Source organism: Pseudomonas putida (assembly GCF_002906855.1).
In the GTDB taxonomy this organism is placed as follows: domain Bacteria; phylum Pseudomonadota; class Gammaproteobacteria; order Pseudomonadales; family Pseudomonadaceae; genus Aquipseudomonas; species Aquipseudomonas putida_N.
The window spans coordinates 2,245,885-2,264,920 of the sequence record NZ_MINI01000028.1; the positions used below are offsets into that span (position 1 = coordinate 2,245,885).

The 19,036-nt window shown below is 64.3% G+C and carries 13 protein-coding genes; 5 read left to right on the forward strand and 8 right to left on the reverse strand.

From position 1 onward, the window contains the following. Positions 1-2 precede the first annotated feature (2 nt). A complete protein-coding gene (locus tag BGP85_RS10815) occupies positions 3-1,301 on the forward strand; it encodes an ATP-binding protein (RefSeq protein ID WP_103447154.1) in 1,299 nt (432 codons plus the stop codon). Here BGP85_RS10815 and BGP85_RS10820 read toward each other — a convergent pair. The 5 genes from BGP85_RS10820 to wecB form a co-directional block, all read right to left on the reverse strand. Continuing rightward, positions 1,276-2,367: a GGDEF domain-containing protein gene (locus BGP85_RS10820; protein WP_103447155.1), complete on the reverse strand. Its 1,092-nt coding sequence runs from the start codon at positions 2,365-2,367 to the stop codon at positions 1,276-1,278. The genes BGP85_RS10815 and BGP85_RS10820 overlap by 26 nt on opposite strands. 347 nt (positions 2,368-2,714) lie before the next feature. After that, positions 2,715-3,554 carry a DUF4434 family protein gene (locus tag BGP85_RS10825; protein WP_103447156.1) on the reverse strand — a complete coding sequence of 280 codons (840 nt, stop codon included), beginning with the start codon at positions 3,552-3,554 and terminating at the stop codon, positions 2,715-2,717. Continuing rightward, entirely contained in the window at positions 3,554-6,556 is a 3,003-nt protein-coding gene (locus tag BGP85_RS10830) for a phage receptor (protein WP_103447157.1), read from the reverse strand. Before BGP85_RS10830 ends, BGP85_RS10825 begins: the two co-directional genes overlap by 1 nt. Continuing rightward, a complete protein-coding gene (gene nfrB / locus BGP85_RS10835) occupies positions 6,553-8,727 on the reverse strand; it encodes a cyclic di-3',5'-guanylate-activated glycosyltransferase NfrB (RefSeq protein WP_103447158.1) in 2,175 nt (724 codons plus the stop codon). Before nfrB ends, BGP85_RS10830 begins: the two co-directional genes overlap by 4 nt. Next, positions 8,724-9,878, reverse strand: a complete 1,155-nt coding sequence (gene wecB / locus BGP85_RS10840; protein WP_103447159.1) for a non-hydrolyzing UDP-N-acetylglucosamine 2-epimerase — start codon at positions 9,876-9,878, stop codon at positions 8,724-8,726. The genes nfrB and wecB overlap by 4 nt, the downstream gene beginning before the upstream one ends. A 196-nt stretch (positions 9,879-10,074) precedes the next feature. Here wecB and BGP85_RS10845 point away from each other — a divergent pair, with 196 nt between their 5' ends. From BGP85_RS10845 to yiaY, 3 genes are all read left to right on the forward strand, one after another. Beyond that, positions 10,075-10,506: a PACE efflux transporter gene (locus BGP85_RS10845; protein WP_103447160.1), complete on the forward strand. Its 432-nt coding sequence runs from the start codon at positions 10,075-10,077 to the stop codon at positions 10,504-10,506. Positions 10,507-10,689: 183 nt separating this feature from the next. Continuing rightward, positions 10,690-12,252: a threonine ammonia-lyase, biosynthetic gene (gene ilvA, locus BGP85_RS10850; RefSeq protein ID WP_103447161.1), complete on the forward strand. Its 1,563-nt coding sequence runs from the start codon at positions 10,690-10,692 to the stop codon at positions 12,250-12,252. A gap of 78 nt (positions 12,253-12,330) precedes the next feature. Continuing rightward, the gene (gene yiaY, locus BGP85_RS10855; protein ID WP_103447162.1) at positions 12,331-13,479 is read left to right on the forward strand and encodes an L-threonine dehydrogenase; all 1,149 of its coding nucleotides are present in this window, start codon (positions 12,331-12,333) and stop codon (positions 13,477-13,479) included. 72 nt (positions 13,480-13,551) lie between these two features. Here the strand turns inward: yiaY and BGP85_RS10860 are convergent, their stop codons facing one another. From BGP85_RS10860 to BGP85_RS10870, 3 genes are all read right to left on the reverse strand, one after another. Further along, positions 13,552-14,739: a hypothetical protein gene (locus BGP85_RS10860; protein WP_103447163.1), complete on the reverse strand. Its 1,188-nt coding sequence runs from the start codon at positions 14,737-14,739 to the stop codon at positions 13,552-13,554. Between the two features lie 63 nt (positions 14,740-14,802). Then, positions 14,803-15,270, reverse strand: a complete 468-nt coding sequence (locus BGP85_RS10865; protein WP_103447164.1) for a VOC family protein — start codon at positions 15,268-15,270, stop codon at positions 14,803-14,805. A gap of 110 nt (positions 15,271-15,380) precedes the next feature. Beyond that, complete coding sequence (locus BGP85_RS10870) at positions 15,381-17,000, reverse strand: NADP-dependent glyceraldehyde-3-phosphate dehydrogenase (protein ID WP_103447165.1); 1,620 nt, start codon at positions 16,998-17,000, stop codon at positions 15,381-15,383. A 138-nt stretch (positions 17,001-17,138) separates the two neighbouring features. Here BGP85_RS10870 and BGP85_RS10875 point away from each other — a divergent pair, with 138 nt between their 5' ends. Further along, positions 17,139-18,740 (forward strand): putative bifunctional diguanylate cyclase/phosphodiesterase, encoded by a 1,602-nt coding sequence (locus BGP85_RS10875; protein ID WP_103447166.1) that lies wholly within the window; start codon positions 17,139-17,141, stop codon positions 18,738-18,740. Positions 18,741-19,036 lie beyond the last annotated feature (296 nt).

A 19,036-nucleotide genomic window follows, 5' to 3' on the forward strand; every position in this document is an offset into this window, starting at 1 on the left:
CCATGCTGAAGATCCTGGTGCGTCTGTATCTGGTGATCATCGTCGCCTACGCCGGGGCGCTGTTGTTGATCCCCGACACCATTGTCGGCCTGTTCCACGACCGCTTCGTGGCCTACAACCTGGACCAGGCCAAGGGCGTGCAGTCGCTGATCGTCCGCCAGTTTCGCCAGGTGCCAGAAGCGCAATGGCCAGCGGTGGAGGAAGACCTGGCCAGGGCCTTCGCGCCCCTGGAGGTCAAACTGCTGCGCAGCGAAAACGCCGGCCTGAGCCCGGAGGAACAGGCGCGCCTGGAGCAGGGCCAGTACGCCGTGCGCATCGGTGACTGGGGCTATTACCAGACCGTTCTGGCACCGCTGGACAAGGATTGGCTGGTCAGCCTGCACTCGCCGCCAGACCCACTGGACATCAACGTGTTGTCCTGGGGCGTGACCGTGCTGATCGGCGCGGCAATGCTCGGCTGCCTGCTGCTGTGGGTGTGGCCGCACTGGCGTGACCTGGAGCGGCTGAAGGAAACCGCCCGGCGCCTGGGCCAGGGGCGGATGGCCGAGCGCACGCACATCTCGCCGCACTCCAACATCGGCGAGCTGGCAGGGGTGTTCGACGCCATGGCCAGCGACCTCGAACGCCATGTCAACCAGCAGCGCGAGCTGCTCAATGCGGTCTCCCACGAGCTGCGCACGCCGCTGACCCGGTTGGATTTCGGCCTGGTGCTGCTGTTCGACGAGGTGCCACCGACCAGCCGCAAGCGCCTGCTGGAGCTGGTCGGGCATGTGCGCGAGTTGGACGAGCTGGTGCTCGAACTGCTGTCGTACAGCCGCTTGTACAACGCCGACCAGGCGCGGGAACGGGTCGAAGTGTCGTTGCTGGAGCTGGTCGACAGCGTGCTCGGCGGGTTTGCCGAGGAGCTCGATACACGGGGTATCCAGTGGGAAGTGCAGGCCGAGGACAACTTGCCGCGCTTCGTGCTGGACCCGCGGCTGACCGCACGGGCCGTGCAGAACCTGGTGCGCAACGCCATGCGCTATTGCGATGAAAGCCTGTTGCTGAGGTTGCGTCTGGAGGCGGACGGCGCCTGCCTTTTGACCGTGGAAGACGACGGGATCGGTATCCCGGCCGAGGAGCGTGAGCGGATCTTCCAGCCGTTCTATCGTCTGGACCGCAGCCGCGATCGCAACACCGGCGGCTTTGGCCTGGGCCTGGCGATCAGCCGCCGGGCGATCGAGGGGCAGGGCGGGACCTTGACTGTGGCGCAGTCAGCGCTGGGAGGGGCGCAGTTCAGGATTCGGCTGCCAGCTGGCTAGTCCACAGCACGAACTGGTCCTTGCCGCTGTGCTTGGCTTCGTACAGCGCCTGGTCGGCGTGTATCAGCGCCATGCTGAGTGTGTCACCGCTGTCTACCCTGGCCAGGCCGATGCTGATGGTTACCGGTGGCACACCAAGATCGTCGCGCACTCGCTTGCACAGTGCCGTCACGCAGCGCTCGGCAGCCTGCTGATCCAGCCCGGCGAAGAAGATGGCGAATTCCTCGCCACCGAGCCGGGCAAATTCGTGCCCAGCCACCCCTGCCTTGATATGCCGCGCCACGCGCTTGAGCACTGCGTCGCCCACGTCATGCCCGAAGCGGTCGTTGACCCGCTTGAAATTGTCGATGTCGATCATCGCCAGGTATTGCCCGGGTGCGCCCAGGCGTAATTGGCGCTCAGCGTTGGTCATGAACGAGCGGCGGTTGGGAATCTCGGTCAGGGCGTCGAAGTAAGCCTGCTCCAGCAACACTTTGGACAGGTAGAAGTTGTGCAGCTTGGCCTGGCGTATCTGCAGATAGCTGTAGATCACCAGCCCGCTGAGGAACAGCGCGTAGCTCAGCAGCATGGCACCTTCGAGCTGATCGACATCTATGCGGGTGTGGTAGAAGGGGCTGAGCATGACCCAGGTGATGACCATGGCGCAGAAGAACGACCAGCGCCGCACCGGCAGCACCGATACGGCATACAGCACGGTCGAAACACCGAGCACCAGCCACACGGGGCGCAGCGGCTCGGGAATGCCTTCGATCACCAGGCGCATGCCCAGGGTGATGACGGCGATGAACAGCAGGTTGAGCACGTCGAAGTGATGGCTGCGGCGGGTGAAGCGCAGTATCACGGTGAGGCTGCCGAGCAGGGCGATGAACAGGTAGGACAACCAGGTGAAGCCCTGGCCGCCGAGGAAGCTGACGATCAGGTCGAAGACCAGCCAGATGGCGATGCTGACGCAAAACACCAGCATGCAGAATGGTCGCATGGCTTCGAATTCGTGCTGGCGGAACTCGGCGCGCAGGGCGGCGGGGGCGACCTGCTTGCGCACGTGCTCTTCGATGGTCTTGAACATCGGTGGGCTCCTGGGAGGAATGCTCTGCCTGTTACGGCCCTTTCGCGGGGCAAGCCCGCTCCTACAGGAATGAACTGCGCCCCATTTGTTGGACAGTCTGTGATTAGGCTGCTGCAGCCTGACTCCTGTATGCCACGGGAGTCAGGCCGCCCAGCCCCATCTTGATTCGATCAAAGGCATGGATGGCTGAAAGTTTGAACTGCTTGGTGTGCTTGCTCACGTAAAACGCCCCTGAGGTTGGATTTTTTGTCCAACATCAGGGGCGCAGTTCAGGAATAGCGTTGCCTCGGCTTGCACTATTCCTGTAGGAGCGGGCTTGCCCCGCGAAGAGGCCGGTACAGGTCGACTCAATTCAGTGGCAGAACACCCCGGGCCCAAGGCCGGTAGCGCAAGGCAAATACCGCTTCGGCATGGCACCCAGCACCCAGCTTCGGCTCTGCAGCCTCAGCCCGAAACGCCTGCCCCGGCGCACTCACCTGGCGAAATGCCTCGCGCACCACTCCCACCCGGCACGGCAGCGCCTGTTCGTAATTCTGGCGCACCAGCGGCGGCAAGCGCCCGGTCCCGGCACCGTCCTGCCACCACACAGTCAAGCCCAACCTGGCCAGTTGATCCAGCCAGGCGCCATTGACCCGCGGTGCCAGTTTGCCTGCGCTGAACGCGCTGATGTGCAGCGGCTTGTCCAGCCGCCGATTGAAGGCCTGCAACTGGCTGTACAAGGCCTCGCGGCGACCGGCGTCGCGAAAGTGCAGGTCGTCCAGTTCCATGGGCAGGTACCAGCCGGCGACGGGCAGCTGCCAGTCCTTGCGCACCTGCTGGTACTGGCCCAGCGAACGGCCCAGTTGCGCCTTCCAGTAATTGTTCAGGCCGTCACCGTCGAGTTCCTCGATGCGCTGGTAATAGGCCGGGTCCAGGTACAGCCCGAGCACCAGCTCCAGGCCTTGCGCGTGGGCCTCGCGCAGGCTGTTTGCCAGCCAGCCCTGGGCACCGCCGAAATCACTGTCGCCGTAGGCACTCCACTGCACGATCAGGGTCTTGCCACCTTGCGCCTTGGTGGCCCGCCACAATTGCTGCCACTGCGCCGGGGTCACGGCGGCATCGCGGTTGAGCGGCTGGTAGAACAGGCGCTGGTCGGCCAGGGCCGGCAGGCACAGGGCGAGCATGCAGATTGCCAGGAGCGTACGCATCAGAAGGTCATCTCCGCGCCAACCAGCACGCCATTGGCGCTCTTGTAGAGGTTGCCACCCAGCGACTGCTGGTACTCGGCACGCACTTTCAGCGAGCCGCGGTAGGCGTTGTAACGGTCGTCGTCGAACCACCACTGCCAGCGCACACCGACCCCGGCACGGGCGTCCTGGCGCCAGTCGTTGCTCGGGTCTTGGCTTGAGAACTCGAAGAAGCCGTAAGGCATGAGGGTTTGTGGCGAGTTACCAGGCAGCTTCCAGGCATGGCCCTGCTGGAAGCGCGACAGCCAGGCGTGGTCGCCGGCGCGGGTCCACCAGGCGGCATCGAGGTAGAGGAAACGCTCGTTCCAGTCGTCTTCGTCGACTCGCCAGTCGTTGCGCCAGTCGCCTTGGTCGAGGAACGAGGCGGTGGCGCGCAGCAGCAGGTCGTTGCTCGATTCGGCATGGTGGCGCAAGTCGCCCCAGTTGCCGCCGACCTTGGCCGGGCTGAGCAGCTCGCCAAGGCTCAGGCCACTGTAGTGGTCGTCGTCGATCTGCCGTTGGTGGTACAGCTCGGCATACAGGTTGAGGTTGGCCTGGCCCAGCGGCTTGTAGCGCAGGCCGACGCCAGTGCCCATGCTTTGCGCATAGTCGGTGCGGCTCTGCCCACCGAACAGCACACGGCCATAGACCGACAGGGTGCTGCCATTGCGGCTGGGCTCCTCGCCCAGGGCGTGGTCCCACATGGCCAACTGCACGTTCTGCGATTGCGCACGGCGCGATGTGCCGCTGCGCTCGCCGTTGTCGAGGAACTTGTCGTTGGTCGAGGTGCCGGCGGGCGACCAGGTGCTGGCCAGGGTAATGGTGTCGCGCCGCGACAGGGTTTCGTGGGCGCGGCGCTGGCGGTACTTGCGCGCTTCCAGGCTGCCGTATTCGTCGTCGCCATCGACCAGGTTCTCTTCCACGTCGATCACCCGGCGCAGCTCGCGGCGTGCGGCGGCGCTGTTCTCGGCTTCGTCGTAGCGCAGGGCGAGGGTCTCGCCCAGGCGATAGTCCTCGGGGAAGTCGTGGCTGGCGCGCTCCAGATAAGGGATGGACTGGCGACGTTGGGCCTTGTCCGGCGAACCGGCCAGGCGCATGCCGTAGTCGGCACGATAGCGCGGCTGGTTGGGCTCAAGGCGCACCGCTTCGGCCAGCCAGGCGGTGCTCTGCTCACTGTCGCCGGCCAGTTGCGCCGTGCTGGCGGCGGCGTAGTAGTGGTCGGCACGCGGGTTGTGCGCCAGGGCCTGGCGCTGGAAGCCCAGCGCCGCGTTCAGGTCGCCCTGACGTTGCGCGATGGCGGCACCCAGTGCCCAGTCATCGGCGCTGTTGTGCGCGGCGCCGTCCCAGTAGCGGCGGGCGGCGTCGGCATCGCCGGCATTCAAGGCGCCACGGGCGGCGGTCAGGCGGGCGTTGTCGTTCCAGACGCTGGCCGGCAGGTTGCGCCAGATCGGCATGGCCGCTTCGGAGTCACCCGCAGCTTCCAGGGCGTAGGCCAGGGGCAGGCGGTTGCCACTGTCGCCCAGACGTTCGGCGGCCTGGTAATAGACCACCGCTTCACCGGGTTGATCGGGCATGGCGCAGCGGCCCAGGGCGCGGAACTGGCCGGCCTCGCTCGGGTTCGCCGGGATGGCCCGGCGCACGGCGTCGCACTGGCCGTTTTCAGCCAGGCGGCCAAGCAACTGGGCGCGAGTATTGGCGTCGACCCTGGGGATCAGCCCGAGCATGCGCTGGCTGTTCAGCGGGCCATCGTTGCGCGCATAAATATTACCCAAGCGCTGCAGCAAGGAAGGTGTCAGGCGCCCCTGGCGACGGTCATAGGCCTGCTCCAGCAGGGTGCGGGCGCGCTCGCTATGGCCTTGTTGCAGCAACAGATAGGTTGCCTGCTCAAGCGCAGCCAGGTCACCGTCCTGACGGTAGCGTTTTTCCCATTCGGCTGCTGTGCGGGGTTGTGGCGGCTGTACCGGGTCGCCATACAGGCGCTGCTTGAGCACCGCATAAGCGCGCGGGTCTGTGCTGGCCGGGCAGTCCTTGAACTGTTCGCGGGCAACTTCCGGGTCACGGCGTGATAACCAGTCGACGGTCTCCAGGCAAGGCCGTTGCAGTTCGTTGCTCAGCTGCCGTACCAGCGGCGCGTCATCCCCTTCACGGGCCAGCTCCCACAACTGCTGGCGCTGCTCAGGTTGCTGCAACTGCTCGGTGGGCAATTTTTCCAACCAGCGCTGCGCCAGTTGGTTGTGGCCGACGGCGATGGCCCGATTGGCCATGGCCAGGCGCGTCTGGTTGGCGACTTCGGGGGAGGGGGCGCTTTGCAGCAGCTTTTCCAGGCCCTTTTCATCGACCTGCTGGACATAGGCGTTGGCCAGGCGCTGCCAGTCTTTGGGCGGCAGTTGTCCTTTGTCGGCCAAGGGTTGCAGTTGCTCGATGGTTTCCTTCCAGTTACGCAGCTGTTCGGCAAAGTTGGCCCGGGCCAGGCGCAGCACCTGGCCATCGTCGCGCGGCGGCAGCTGGTTGAGCCAGTCCAGGGCTTTGCCGGCACCGCCGAACTTGGCCAGGCTCAGGCTGTAGGCCTGCCACAGGCGTACCCGCTGGGTGCCATCGGTGCTGGCCAGCCAGCCTTCCACCTGGCTGGCAGCTGGCGGGTCCTGCTCGATCCAGGTCAGGCGTAGCTCCAGCAGGGCGTTGGCGTATTCGGGGCCATCGCCGAACTGCTCGGCCATGGCTTCAGCTTCCTTGTAGCGGCGCTGGTGGGCCAGGGCCTCGACCAACAGCGTACGGGCTTCATCGTTGTTCGGTACACGGCTGAGTACATGGCGAGTCAGGCGTTCGACTTCGGCCCAGTTGTCCTTCTTCGCTTCACGGTAGCTGCGCTCCATGAAGGGGTAGCTGGTGAAACGCTGGAACTCGGTCATGGGGGCTGCCTGGGTCGCCAGCGCGGTGGAACACAGCAACAGCCCGGAAAGGGTGAGGGAAAGACGCGGCTTCATGCCACCTCCCGGGTCAGGTCAAAGGCAGCCTGCTGTTCGCTGGCCTGTTCGGCGAGGGCCTGTTGCAGCACCTCTTCGGTAATGATGCCGCGGGCGATCAGGTGCTCGCCAAGGCTCTGCTGCTCGGGGTCGAAATCGATCAGTGCCTGGTTGAACAGGGTGACCGGGACCATGCCGCGTACCTGCAGGAGGGCGCCCAGCATCACCTGGTGGTGACTGACCCGCTCGATCAGATCGGCATCATCCTGGTGCCGCTCCAGCACCGCGAGCATGTCGTGGGTTTCGGGCGTCTGCCAGGGGCTTGGGTAGTGATAGCGCAGGCCCAGAGTGACCCGGCCCTGGGGTGCCAGGCGGCAACTGACCGGGCGTTTCAGTTGGCGGCTGATCACCCCCAGCGACACTTGGCTGACCGGGCTTTCGCTGGCCAGCACCAGGGTGTTGCCGTCTTCGGCGACCGGCAGCACGCCATAGTGCGTGGCCAGCCGGCGTGGCAACTGGGCAATCAGTTGCGGGTCGAGCTTGAACGGGTTGAGCGGTGCCCAGGGCAGGTCGAGCTGTTCGGCCAGCGTCTGTACCAGCTGCTCGCTGGTCAGCCAGCCCCGCAGCAGCAGTTCGCGGCCCAGACGCCGGCGCACCGGGCTGGTGATCGCCTGCTCCAGCTGTTCTTCGGTGATATAGCCTTTTTCCACCAGGCGATGACCCAGTGGTGTGCGCGCTGGCGAGGCGAGGGCGGGGAATTCGTGGGTGGTCTTGTCCCACGCCACCCGCCGCGAATCGCCCATCTCCATGACTTGGCGCAGGGCGCGCAGGTTGGCGAAGAAGTTGACGAAGTTGCTCCACATCATCCGTGGCGCCGACAGCAGGCCTTCGAAAATGCCGTAGTAGCGGGTGACGAACCAGCCGCGCTGGAACAGGCGGTTGATCAGCATCAGGCCGTTGAGCCAGAGCAGGGTGGTAAGCAGCTGGCTATCACTGAGGATCGACATGAAGCGCCAGGAGTCCGGGGCGATCACGGTCACCAGCCACATGGCCAGCAGCACCAGCAGCAACAGATTGACCAGGAAGCTCAGCAGGTAGGCAAACAGGCCGCGGCGGTCGCGCCAAAGGAAGTAGTTGAGCGCACCGGTACGGCTCCAGCCGAGGTTGCTGGTGCCCTGGAAGACGATGCCGACGATCCACCGTGACTTCTGCCGGATCGCGTGCTGCCAATCGCGCGGGAAGTGCTCGCGCACGCAGATCACCTGGGAGAACTCGCGGCTCATGCCCGGCCGCCATTCGTGCTTGAGGGCCAACGCCGGGTCGGTGATGGAGTAGCGGGCGAAGATGCACTTCATGCCTTTCTGCTTCAGGCGAAAGCCGATGTCGTAGTCTTCGGTCAGGCTCTGCACGTCGAAGGCGATGCCATCGCCATCTTCGAGCAGGGCGCTGATGGCACGGCGGCTGAAGCAGGTACCGACGCCAGCACTGGGTACCTGGCCGGTCAGTGCTTCGCGCACGATCACGTCCTTGCCGTGGTTTTCGGCGAACTCGTCGACGTAGTGCCCGGCGGTGAAACCCTTCCATTCCGGCGCGTAGGGGTACACCGGGATCTGGATCATGTCCTTGTTCGGCAACAGGTAGTTGAACAGGCGCAGTTCCATTGGCGAGATCACGTCTTCGGCGTCATGCAGGATAAAGCCGGCGAACTCGATGCGGGCATCGTCCTGGAAGCGCAGGATGGCGTCGATGATGTTGTTCAGGCAGTCGGCCTTGCTGGTGGGGCCGGGGCGCGCGCAGACCACCTTGTGCACGTTCGGGTAGTGCAGGCACACGGCGTCCACATCGGCCTGGGTCTGCGGGTCGTTGGGGTAGGTGCCGACGAAGATCTGGTAGTTCTCGTAGTCGATGGTCGAGGCCGCCAGGCGTGCCATCTCGCCGACCACGCCCACTTCATTCCAGGCCGGGACCATGATCGCCAGGGGTTTTTCCGCTACTTCGAACAGGCGTTTCTCGTCGGCCTTTTCATACTTGTCATAGATGCGGAAACGGCGGATCAGTTTGCGACCCCAGTAGCACAGGTCGATGAAAAGGTCGTCGAGGCCGAGCAGGAACATCAGCGAGGCGAGGATGATCGCCAGGACTTTGAGGCCGAACAGCACATAGGTGAGGAAGTCGATGAAGGCCAGGCTCATGCGTCATCTCGCGGGTTGGCCGTTTCTGCAAACCAGCGCGTCAGGCGCTCGGCGATGCGCTCGCTGGCGTGGCCGTCACCAAACGGGGTATAGACCCGCGCCATGCGTGCGTAGGCCACCGGGTCGTCGAGCAGCTGGCGGGTTTCCTCGACGATGCGTTCGGTCAGCGTGCCGACCAGCTTGACCGTGCCGCCCTTGAGCACGGCGGGGCGCTCAGTGACCTTGCGCAGCACCAACACCGGCTTGCCGAGTGCCGGGGCCTCTTCCTGAACGCCGCCGGAATCGGTGAGGATGATCTGGGCGCGGTTCATCAGCCAGACGAAGTGCGGGTAGTCCTGCGGGGCGATCAGGTGGATGTTGCTGCGGTTCGACAGCACGCCATACACGGCCTTCTGCACCTGCGGGTTGAGGTGCACGGGGTAGACGAACTGCACGTCGGGGTAACGTTCGGCCAGCTGCGCCAGGGCCAGGCAGATGCGCTCGAAGCCGGGGCCGAAGTTCTCCCGGCGGTGGCCGGTGATCAGCACCATGCGCTGCTCGGGGCGCAGCACGCTCAGCGGTGAGTCGGCGGCCGGCTGCCATTGCCGTTCGGCCAGGTGGTCACGCATCCACAACAGGGCATCGATGACTGTGTTGCCGGTGACTTCGATGTGCTCCGGCGGCACGCCTTCGCGGATCAGGTTGGCGTCCGAGTCGCGGGTCGGGGTGAAGTGCAGGTCGGCAAGCACCCCGGTCAGGCGCCGGTTGGCTTCTTCGGGCCAAGGCTGCTGCAGGTTGCCGGTGCGCAGGCCGGCTTCGACATGGCCGATGGGAATGTGCCGGTGGAAGGCCGCGAGGCTGGCGATGAAGCTGGTGGTGGTGTCGCCGTGGACCAGTACGATGTCGGGCCTTACCTGCTCGTAGGCCTCGTCGAGTTTGTCCAGCAGGTCGCGGGCCAGGCCGTTCAGGGTCTGGTTCTGGGTCATTACCTTGAGGTCCTGATCGACACTCAGGCCAAAGGCGGTCAGCACCTGCTCGAGCATCTCGCGGTGCTGGCCGGTGGAGCAGATATGCAGGTCGACCTCCGGCCAGCTGCGCAGTACGCGGGCCAGCGGGGCCATCTTGATCGCTTCGGGTCGGGTGCCGAACACCATCATGACGCTATACGCCATCGTCTTGTTCCTCGTTCATTTCCCTGGACGAAGGGGTGGGACATGTCGCCGCTTGCAAGTGATAGATACAAGCAGTCGCATGCAGGGTTGTCCAATACGTGATCGGTGATGGCGTGCAGCTATCAACTGAATTTCGAGCTTTTGCTTGGGTCGCTCATCTTGTAGTTTTGTAGGCCGATTCTTCTGGGAGCAGAACATGCAAGGCAAGGCGCGCAAGATCGTCCAGGCCATTCTCTACGAAGCCATTGCCGTGGCTTGCGTGGCTCCGGCACTGGAGCTGGCGTTCGGAGCCGGGATGGCGGAGTCGACAGTGCTGTCGGTGCTGATGTCGGGCATCGCCATGAGCTGGAACATGGCCTACAACTGGGCATTCGAGCGCTGGGAGGCACGCCAGCCCAAGCGCGAGCGCACGTTGCTGCGCCGGGGCCTGCACGCGCTGGGCTTCGAGGGCGGGCTGGTGCTGATCCTGCTGCCGCTGGTGGCGTACTGGCTGGATGTCAGCCTGTGGGCGGCATTGATCACCAACCTGGCTTTGTTCGTGTTCTTCTTCGTCTATGCCTTCGTGTTCCAGTGGGGCTTCGACAAGGTGTTCGACGTGCCGCTGTCGGCGCAACAAGCAAAGTGTTGACTTGGCCAAGCCAGGCGGGATAACGTCCTACCCCATGAAAACCTTCCCGCACGTGAACGCCATTATTATTACCGCCATTATCAGTTTGGCGGGCTAGCGCGTACGTGCACCGAACCCGCCCTGGAGGCGGGTTTCTTCTCTCTGACTCCTGGGCAACGTGAACAAGCCAAGGAGTTGCAATCGATGACCAGCCTCAACGTCAGCCCTCGTACCCCGTCCACCCCGCAGCAACTGCTGTCGGAACAGGTGCGCCGCATTCTGTCCGCGCCGGTGTACGACCTGGCCATCGAGACGCCCTTGCAAGCGGCCCCCGCGCTGTCTGCCAGCCTTGGCAACCAGGTGTTGCTCAAGCGTGAAGACCTGCAGCCGACCTTCTCGTTCAAGATCCGCGGTGCCTACACCCGGCTGTCGCGCCTGACCACGGCCCAGCGCGAACGTGGCGTGATCACCGCCTCGGCAGGCAACCATGCCCAAGGCGTGGCCCTGGCGGCGGCGCACCTGGGCATGAAGGCGACCATCGTCATGCCCACCACCACGCCATCGCTCAAGGTCGAAGGCGTGCGCTCGCGGGGTGGCCATGTGGTGCTGCACGGCGAGAGCTTCCCCCATGCCCTGGCCCACGCGCTGCAATTGGCCGACAGCGACGGGGCCACCTTCGTGCCGCCGTTCGACGACCCGGACGTGATCGCCGGCCAAGGCACCGTGGGCATGGAGATCCTACGCCAACAACCAGGTGCGCTGGACGCGATCTTCGTGCCGGTTGGCGGTGGCGGACTGGTCGCGGGCATTGCTGCCTACGTAAAGTACCTGCGCCCCGAGGTCAAGGTGATCGGTGTCGAGCCGGAAGACTCCAACTGCCTGCAGGCTGCCATGGCGGCGGGCGAGCGGGTGATCCTGCCGCAGGTCGGTACCTTCGCCGATGGCGTGGCGGTGGCGCAGATCGGCGCCCATTGCTTCGAGCTGTGCCGGCATTTTGTCGATGAAGTGGTGACCGTCAGCAGTGATGAGCTGTGTGCGGCCATCAAGGATATCTACGACGATACCCGCTCGATCACTGAACCCTCGGGCGCCCTGGCCGTAGCCGGAATCAAGAGGTACGTGGCCCGCGAGGGCGTCACGGGGCAAACCCTGGTGGCCATCGACTCCGGCGCCAACGTCAACTTCGACCGCCTGCGCCACGTGGCCGAGCGTGCCGAACTGGGCGAGCAGCGCGAGGCGATCATCGCCGTGACCATCCCCGAACAGCCCGGCAGCTTCCGGGCCTTCTGCCAGGCGCTGGGCAAGCGGCAGATCACCGAGTTCAACTACCGCTACTACCCGGGCAAGGAAGCGCGCCTGTTCGTTGGCGTGCAGACCCACCCCGTGAACGACCCGCGCGATCAGCTGCTGGCCAGCCTGCGCGGGCAGGGCTACAGCGTGCTCGACCTGACCGACAACGAACTGGCCAAGCTGCATGTGCGCCACACTGTGGGCGGGCATGCAGCGCCGGGGGCCGATGAGCGGGTGCTGCGCTTCGAATTCCCCGAGCGGCCAGGGGCACTGCTGGGCTTCCTGGAGCGGCTGGGCAAGCGCTGGAACATCAGCCTGTTCCATTACCGTAACCATGGCGCGGCCGAAGCGCGGGTGTTCGCGGCGCTGGAAGTGCCCGCCGACGAGCAGGCCGGCCTGCCCCAGGCGCTGGACGAGATGGGCTACCGCTACTGGGACGAAACCGATAATCCGGCTTACCGGCTGTTCCTTGGCTAACGTTGCTCTGGATCAACATCCGCTGCATTGAACGGGCGGATCCTCATGGGTAGACAGACCCACCAGGAGGATCCGGTCATGAGCAGCACCTTCTTCATCCCGCCCGTCAACATCATGGGCATTGACTGCCTTGACGAGGCCATGGCCGCGATTGCTGGTTATGGCTTGCGCAAGGCGCTGATCGTCACCGACCAGGGCCTGGCCAAGGCCGGTGTCGCCGCTCGCATCGGGCGCATGCTGGCCTTGCAGGATATCGACTCGGTGGTGTTCGACGGCGCCAAGCCCAACCCCAGTATTGCCAACGTCGAGGCGGGCCTTGCCGTGTTGCTGCGTGAGCGCTGCGACTGTGTGGTGTCGCTGGGCGGTGGCTCGCCCCATGACTGCGCCAAGGGCATTGCCTTGTGCGCCACCAACGGTGGGCATATCAGCGACTACGAAGGCGTCGACCGCTCACGCAAGCCGCAGCTGCCGCTGATCGCCATCAACACCACCGCTGGCACGGCCAGTGAAATGACCCGTTTCTGCATCATCACCGACGAGAGCCGCCACGTGAAAATGGCCATCGTCGACCGTAACGTCACGCCAATTCTGTCGGTCAACGACCCGGCACTGATGGTTGCCATGCCCAAGGGGCTGACGGCGGCCACCGGCATGGATGCGTTGACCCATGCCATCGAGGCCTATGTGTCGACGGCGGCCACGCCGATCACCGACGCCTGCGCGCTCAAGGCCGTCAGCCTGATCAGCGAGAACCTGCGCCAGGCAGTGAACGATGGCAACGACCTGCAGGCGCGGGAAAACATGGCGTATGCGCAGTTTCTTGCGGGCATGGCGTTCAACAATGCCTCGCTGGGCTACGTGCACGCCATGGCGCACCAGCTGGGCGGTTACTACGACTTGCCCCACGGTGTATGCAATGCCGTGCTGTTGCCGCATGTGCAGCGCTTCAATGCCAAGGTCAGCGCAGCGCGCCTGCGTGATGTGGCCAATGCCATGGGCATCAAGGTGTGTGGGCTGGATGCGGAGCAGGGCGCCGGGGCGGCGATTTCAGCCATCGAGCATCTGGCGGCGGCTGTGGGCATTCCGGCGGGGTTGGCGGAGCTGGGGGCAAAGCTTGAAGATGTTGGCATTCTGGCGCAGAACGCCTTGAAGGATGCCTGCGGGCTGACCAACCCGCGGCCGGCCAGCCAGGACGAGATCGAGGGGATTTTCCGGGCGGCATTCTGATAGTCAGGGCCCATTCGCGGGCAAGCACGCTCCCACAGGCTGTATTTGCTGTGGGAGCGGGCAACTCGGTCTTCAGCGTTCGCGCATGAAGAACCCGGCCACATACTTGCTGAAGGTCTCCAGGCTCTTGAAGTCCGCATAGCGCTTGAAGTTTTCGGCATCGGGCTCCGGGCCGATCGGCTTCTCCAGCAGCGACACCGACAGCACTCGGTCCTGATCCGAGGTCAGCACCAGCTCATCCATCACCTGCCCACCGATCACCGGGCGGCGCATCTGCACCTTCACCCCTTTGCTGGCCATCCAGTCGATCAGCGACACCAGCGCCTTGAGTGGCTCGCGTTCTTCGTCGCGGTACACCGGGAACATCTGCGCGCGCGACAGCACCGGCACGCTGGCCACGTGAATCAATTCATAGAAGTGGCTGCCCGCCGTGGTCGGTGAGTACAGGGCCAGCGCCAACAGCGGGCCCGACGCCCGGCTGCCACCCCAGTACAGGTGATGCCCCTGGAAGTCGAATCCGTCTTCGCTGCGGTTATTGAAAAGCTTGCGCCCCTTGATCTGGTCGACGCAGTCCAGCAGCAGGCCATGGCGACGGTGGTTGCCGAACACCGTGGCTTCGCGCAAGCGGGACTTGAGCATCATCATGTGCTTCATGTCCAGGCGGGTTTCCAGGTAGTTGCTGGCCGGCACCCGTTCAAGCAACGGGTAGCGGCTGGCGACACTGCGCAGCTCGGCGAACTGGCCGGTGAGGTCTTTCTTCAGGTGCGTGGCGTAAAGGTTAAGGCCGCTGGTCTCGATCCAGGTCAGCAGTAACGACAACAGGCGCTGCTGTTCGCGGCGTTCATTGCCTTCGCCCGCCGTACCATCCTCATCACTGGCCTTGCGGTAATCGCCGATAAGGCGCAGCGGGGTGTCAGGTGCCAGCCAGGCGGCAGGCGCGACGGGTTCATCCTCGCGCTCGCTGGCCTCGCGTTCGTCCTTGGTGAACGGGCAGCCGGGCGCATGCTCGGCGGTGCCCGGGTTGTTCTTCAGAAACAGCGTGCCGGTGCTGCCATTGAGGGTGACGTTGAGCACCGGCAAGGCATCCTTGCGGCAATCGCAGGCTAGCCACTGGTTGGCGCTGCGAACCTTCATCAGCAGCTGGTTGGCCTGCAGCAGGCGTGGCCCGGCGAGGCTGCCGGTGGCGAAACCGACCAGCAGTTCCTCTTCGGCCAGGGTCAGGCTGCGCACCTGCGCGGCGGTTTTGTCGATGATTCGCATGAGGCAGCTCCAAGCTACGAGCCTCAAGCTTCAAGCAAACGCGCCGCGCTTTCAACTCGTCACTCAGCTGCTGCCGAACATCTTGGCAGCGCGCGCGCGGATTTCGTCGGGGCTGAGGTCTTCCTTGTGGGTAGAGACGAACCAGATATTGCCGAACGGGTCTTTCAGCGTGCCGCTGCGGTCGCCGTAGAATTGGTCCGTCACCGGATGCAATTGGGTGCCGCCTGCCGCCAGGGCCTGGGCGTAGACCTTGTCGCAGTCTTCGACATACAGGTGCAGGCCGACGCCGGCACCCGCGAGTTTCTGGCTGGCGGTGAGGCCGCCTTCGCGGTCGCAGGGGTCGCCGAGCATCAGCGAGGAGTCGCCGATGCGCAGTTCGGCGTGGCCGACGCGGCCGTCTGGGCCTTCGAGGCGGAACATTTGCGTGGCACCAAAGGCCTTCTTGTAGAATTCAATGGCCTTGGCGGCATCGTTGATGGCCAGGTACGGGGTGATGCTGTGCTGGCCTTCGGGGATGGGTTTGACAGCCATGTTCGACTCTCCTTTGCAATGGGCGCCGATGGGCGCCCTGATGCTTAGAGTCGTTTGCACAGATGGAAAATCGACAATCACCCTAGATCGATTCTCTATAAGCGCGGGTGTCAGAAGATGTAGTCGGTGGTCAGGAAGCTCGATTGGCGGTTGCGGATGATTTCGCTGATCAGTTCCTTGTTGGCCTCCTGGAAGCGGGTCGCGACCAGGGTGCGGATAGAGAACACACGCAAGGCATCGTGCACCGACAGGGTACCTTCGGCGCTATTTTTGCGGCCGTTGAACGGATAGTTGTCCGGGCCGCGCTGACACTGGGCGTTGAGGTTGATGCGGCCGACCTGGTTGGCAAAGATGTCGACCAGGTGGCCGACAGTGGCCGGGTCGTTGCCGAACAGGCTCAGCTGCTGGCCGTAGTCGGAGTCGAGCACGTAGTCGATCACGGTCTGCAGGTCGCGGTAAGGCACCACCGGCACCAGCGGGCCGAACTGCTCCTCGTGGTACACGCGCATGTCGCGTGTCACCGGGTAGAGCAGGGCGGGGTAGAAGAACGAGCCGCGGCTCTGCCCGCCACCTTCATTGAGTACCCGCGCACCCTTGGCCTTGGCGTCGGCCACCAACTGGTCAAGGTAGTCGACCTTGCCCGGCTCCGGCAGCGGCGTCAGCGCAACGCCCGGCTCCCAGGGCATGCCTGGTTTGAGGGCGGCGAGCTTGCGCTTGAACTTGTCGAGGAACGTGTCGACCACGTCCTCGTGCACGAACAGGATTTTCAACGCCGTGCAGCGCTGGCCATTGAACGACAATGCGCCGGTCACGGCCTCTTCCACGGCATTGTCCAGGTCGACCTGAGGCAGGACGATGCCCGGGTTCTTCGCATCCAGGCCCAGTGCCGCACGCAGCCGGTGCGGGCGAGGGTGAAGCTTCTTGAGGTCGCTGGCCGCCTTGTGGGTGCCGATGAAAGCGAACACATCGACCTTGCCGCTGGCCATCAGCGCGCTGACCGTTTCACGGCCACGGCCGTAGATGACGTTGATCACCCCTGGCGGGAAGCTGTCGCGGAACGCTTCGAGCAGTGGGCGGATAAGCAGCACGCCGAATTTGGCCGGCTTGAACACCACGGTGTTGCCCATGATCAGAGCCGGGATCAGCGTAGTGAAGGTTTCATTGAGCGGGTAGTTGTAAGGGCCCATGCACAGTGCCACGCCCAGCGGCGCACGGCGGATCTGGCCGAGGGTGCCTTGTTCGAGTTCGAAGCGGCTGGAGCGACGGTCGAGGTCCTTGAGGGCGTTGATGGTGTCGACGATGTAGTCGCAGGTGCGGTCGAATTCCTTTTCCGAATCTTTGAGGTTCTTGCCGATTTCCCACATCAGCAGCTTGACCACGGCGGTACGCTGCTCGCGCATGCGTGCGAGGAAGGCTTCCACGTGCTGGATCCGCTCGGCCACGCGCATGTTCGGCCAGGTACCACGGCCCTTGTCATAGGCGTTTACCGCCGCGTCCTGGGCGGTGAGGGCGGTGTCGGCATCGAGCAAAGGCGCGCTGCCGAGCACCACCTGGCGCTCGCCGTCCGCTTCCTTCAGCCAGACCGGGCTGCGCACCGTGGCCAGTGGCCCGTCCCAGCGCCTGAGTTCACCGTTTACCAGGTAGTCGCGTTGTTCCAGTGGTGCGCCCAGGCGCCAGTTCTCGGGAATGTCGCCAGCGGCGGGAAACAGCGAATCGAGCAGATGTTCCATGGGTACTGCACCTCATGTGTCTTGGCGGGTGAAACGCTTCAGCTTCGAGCATGCACCCTGGGCAAGAAAAACACCAGTCTGGCTCAATTTTGCGCGCACCGCGCCGATACAGGGGCAATCGCCCATATCTGCAGGCTTATGACCCCGTCCAATTCCCCGATGACCCACGAACAGACACCGACTACCGGCACGCTGCCTCGCGCCCTTCGCCGCTTGTTGCCGGTCGGCGTTTCCCTGGCCGGTATCGGCGTTTCCCTGGCGCTTGGCCATGTGGACATCCAGCGCCAGCACAGCCAGCAGGACGTGAGCCTGTTCCACTCGCCGCTGTTCTGGTTCGCCCTGACCTGCAGTGGCCTGCTCAGCCTGTTCATCACGCAGATCAACCGCAAGCAGCGCCAGCTGCAACAGCGTAACCGCGAGCTGCAGCGCTCGCAGGCGCAGCTGGAACGCTTGGCGCATTACGACACCATCACCGGTTTGCCTAACCGGGTGCTGTTCCAGCAGCAGTTGGCCGAAGCCACTGCCGAAGGCCATGGCCTGGCCGTGCTGCTGCTGGATATCGACGGTTTCAAACAGGTCAACGACAGCCTGGGCCACGCGATGGGCGACCTGCTGCTGCAGCAGGCGACCGCGCGCTTTCTTCAGGAACTCGACACCGGCGACCGGGTATGCCGGCTAGGCGGCGATGAATTCGTGTTCATGCTCCAGGGCACCCAGGGCCAGGTCAGCCATCAGCTGCGGCAGCTGCTGCGCTGCCTGCAGCGGCCGTTCGACCTCAATGGCAATGCCGCGCTGGTAACGGGCAGCATCGGCCTGGCCTGGTGCCCGCAACATGGCGAAGACGTTGGCAGCCTGCTGCGCCATGCCGACACGGCCATGTACGCGGCCAAGGAGGGGGGGCGCAACGCCTGGCGCCCCTACCACCCGGACATGACGGCACGGCTGCACCAGCGCCTGGAGCTGGAGCGCAACTTGCGCCGGGCGCTGCAGGATAACGAGTTTGAATTGTGGTACCAGCCGAAGGTCGACCTGTTCAGCGGCCAGCTGGAAGGGGTCGAGGCCTTGCTGCGCTGGCGTGATCCTGAGCATGGGCTGATACCGCCTGGCGAGTTCATCCCGCTGGCCGAGCGCACCGGCCTGATCATCCCCTTGGGCGAGCGCGTGCTCGACCTGGCCTGTGCGCAACTGGCCGCCTGGCGCGCCGCCGATTGCCTGCCAGGGCCCCTGGCAGTCAACGTGGCGGCGTTGCAGATCGAGCGCAGTGATTATGTCTCCAGCCTGGCCATTGCCCTGGAACGCCATGGCCTGGCCCCCAACCTGCTGGAAGTGGAAATCACCGAGAGCCTGCTGATGGAAAGCCAGCAACAGGCGTGTGCGGCGCTGGCCCAGCTGCAAGCAATGGGCGTGGCCACGGCGGTGGACGACTTCGGCACCGGTTATTCGTCGCTGGCCTACCTGCGTGCCTTGCCCATCGACCACCTGAAGATCGACCGGGCGTTTATCAAGGACCTGCCGGATGACGATGATGCGGTGGCCATCGCCCGGGCGATCATTGACCTGGGGCATGCCCTGGGCTACCGCATCACTGCCGAAGGCATCGAGACCCAGCAGCAGTATGACTTCCTGCGCCATGCCGGGTGTGACCAGGGCCAGGGCTACCTGCTGGGGCGGCCGATGCCGGCCGCCGAGTTGCAGAAGTGGGTGGCACGCAACCCGCTCAGGGCGCGTTTGCCGCGGTAGTGACAGCCTAGCTACAGCGGGATGTTGAACAGCTCATAAGCTGGGCGAGCAAGGGCCTGCTGGCGCAGCGCTTACCTGGTAATGCAACTTTCAGCGTATTGAAACAGTGAGGATATATAGCAAAAGCAGTACGTGGCTTTTGCCTGTGCCAATAAATTTGACGCCATTAATAAAGCTGCAATGCTGTCAAAATGCCGCTTGCCAAGCAGCGCACCTGCATCTTAAATTGTTACTGAATGTGAAGGCGGTGTCCGAAGTTGATTGTTTATAAATCAACACGTTATGCAGGCTTTAAA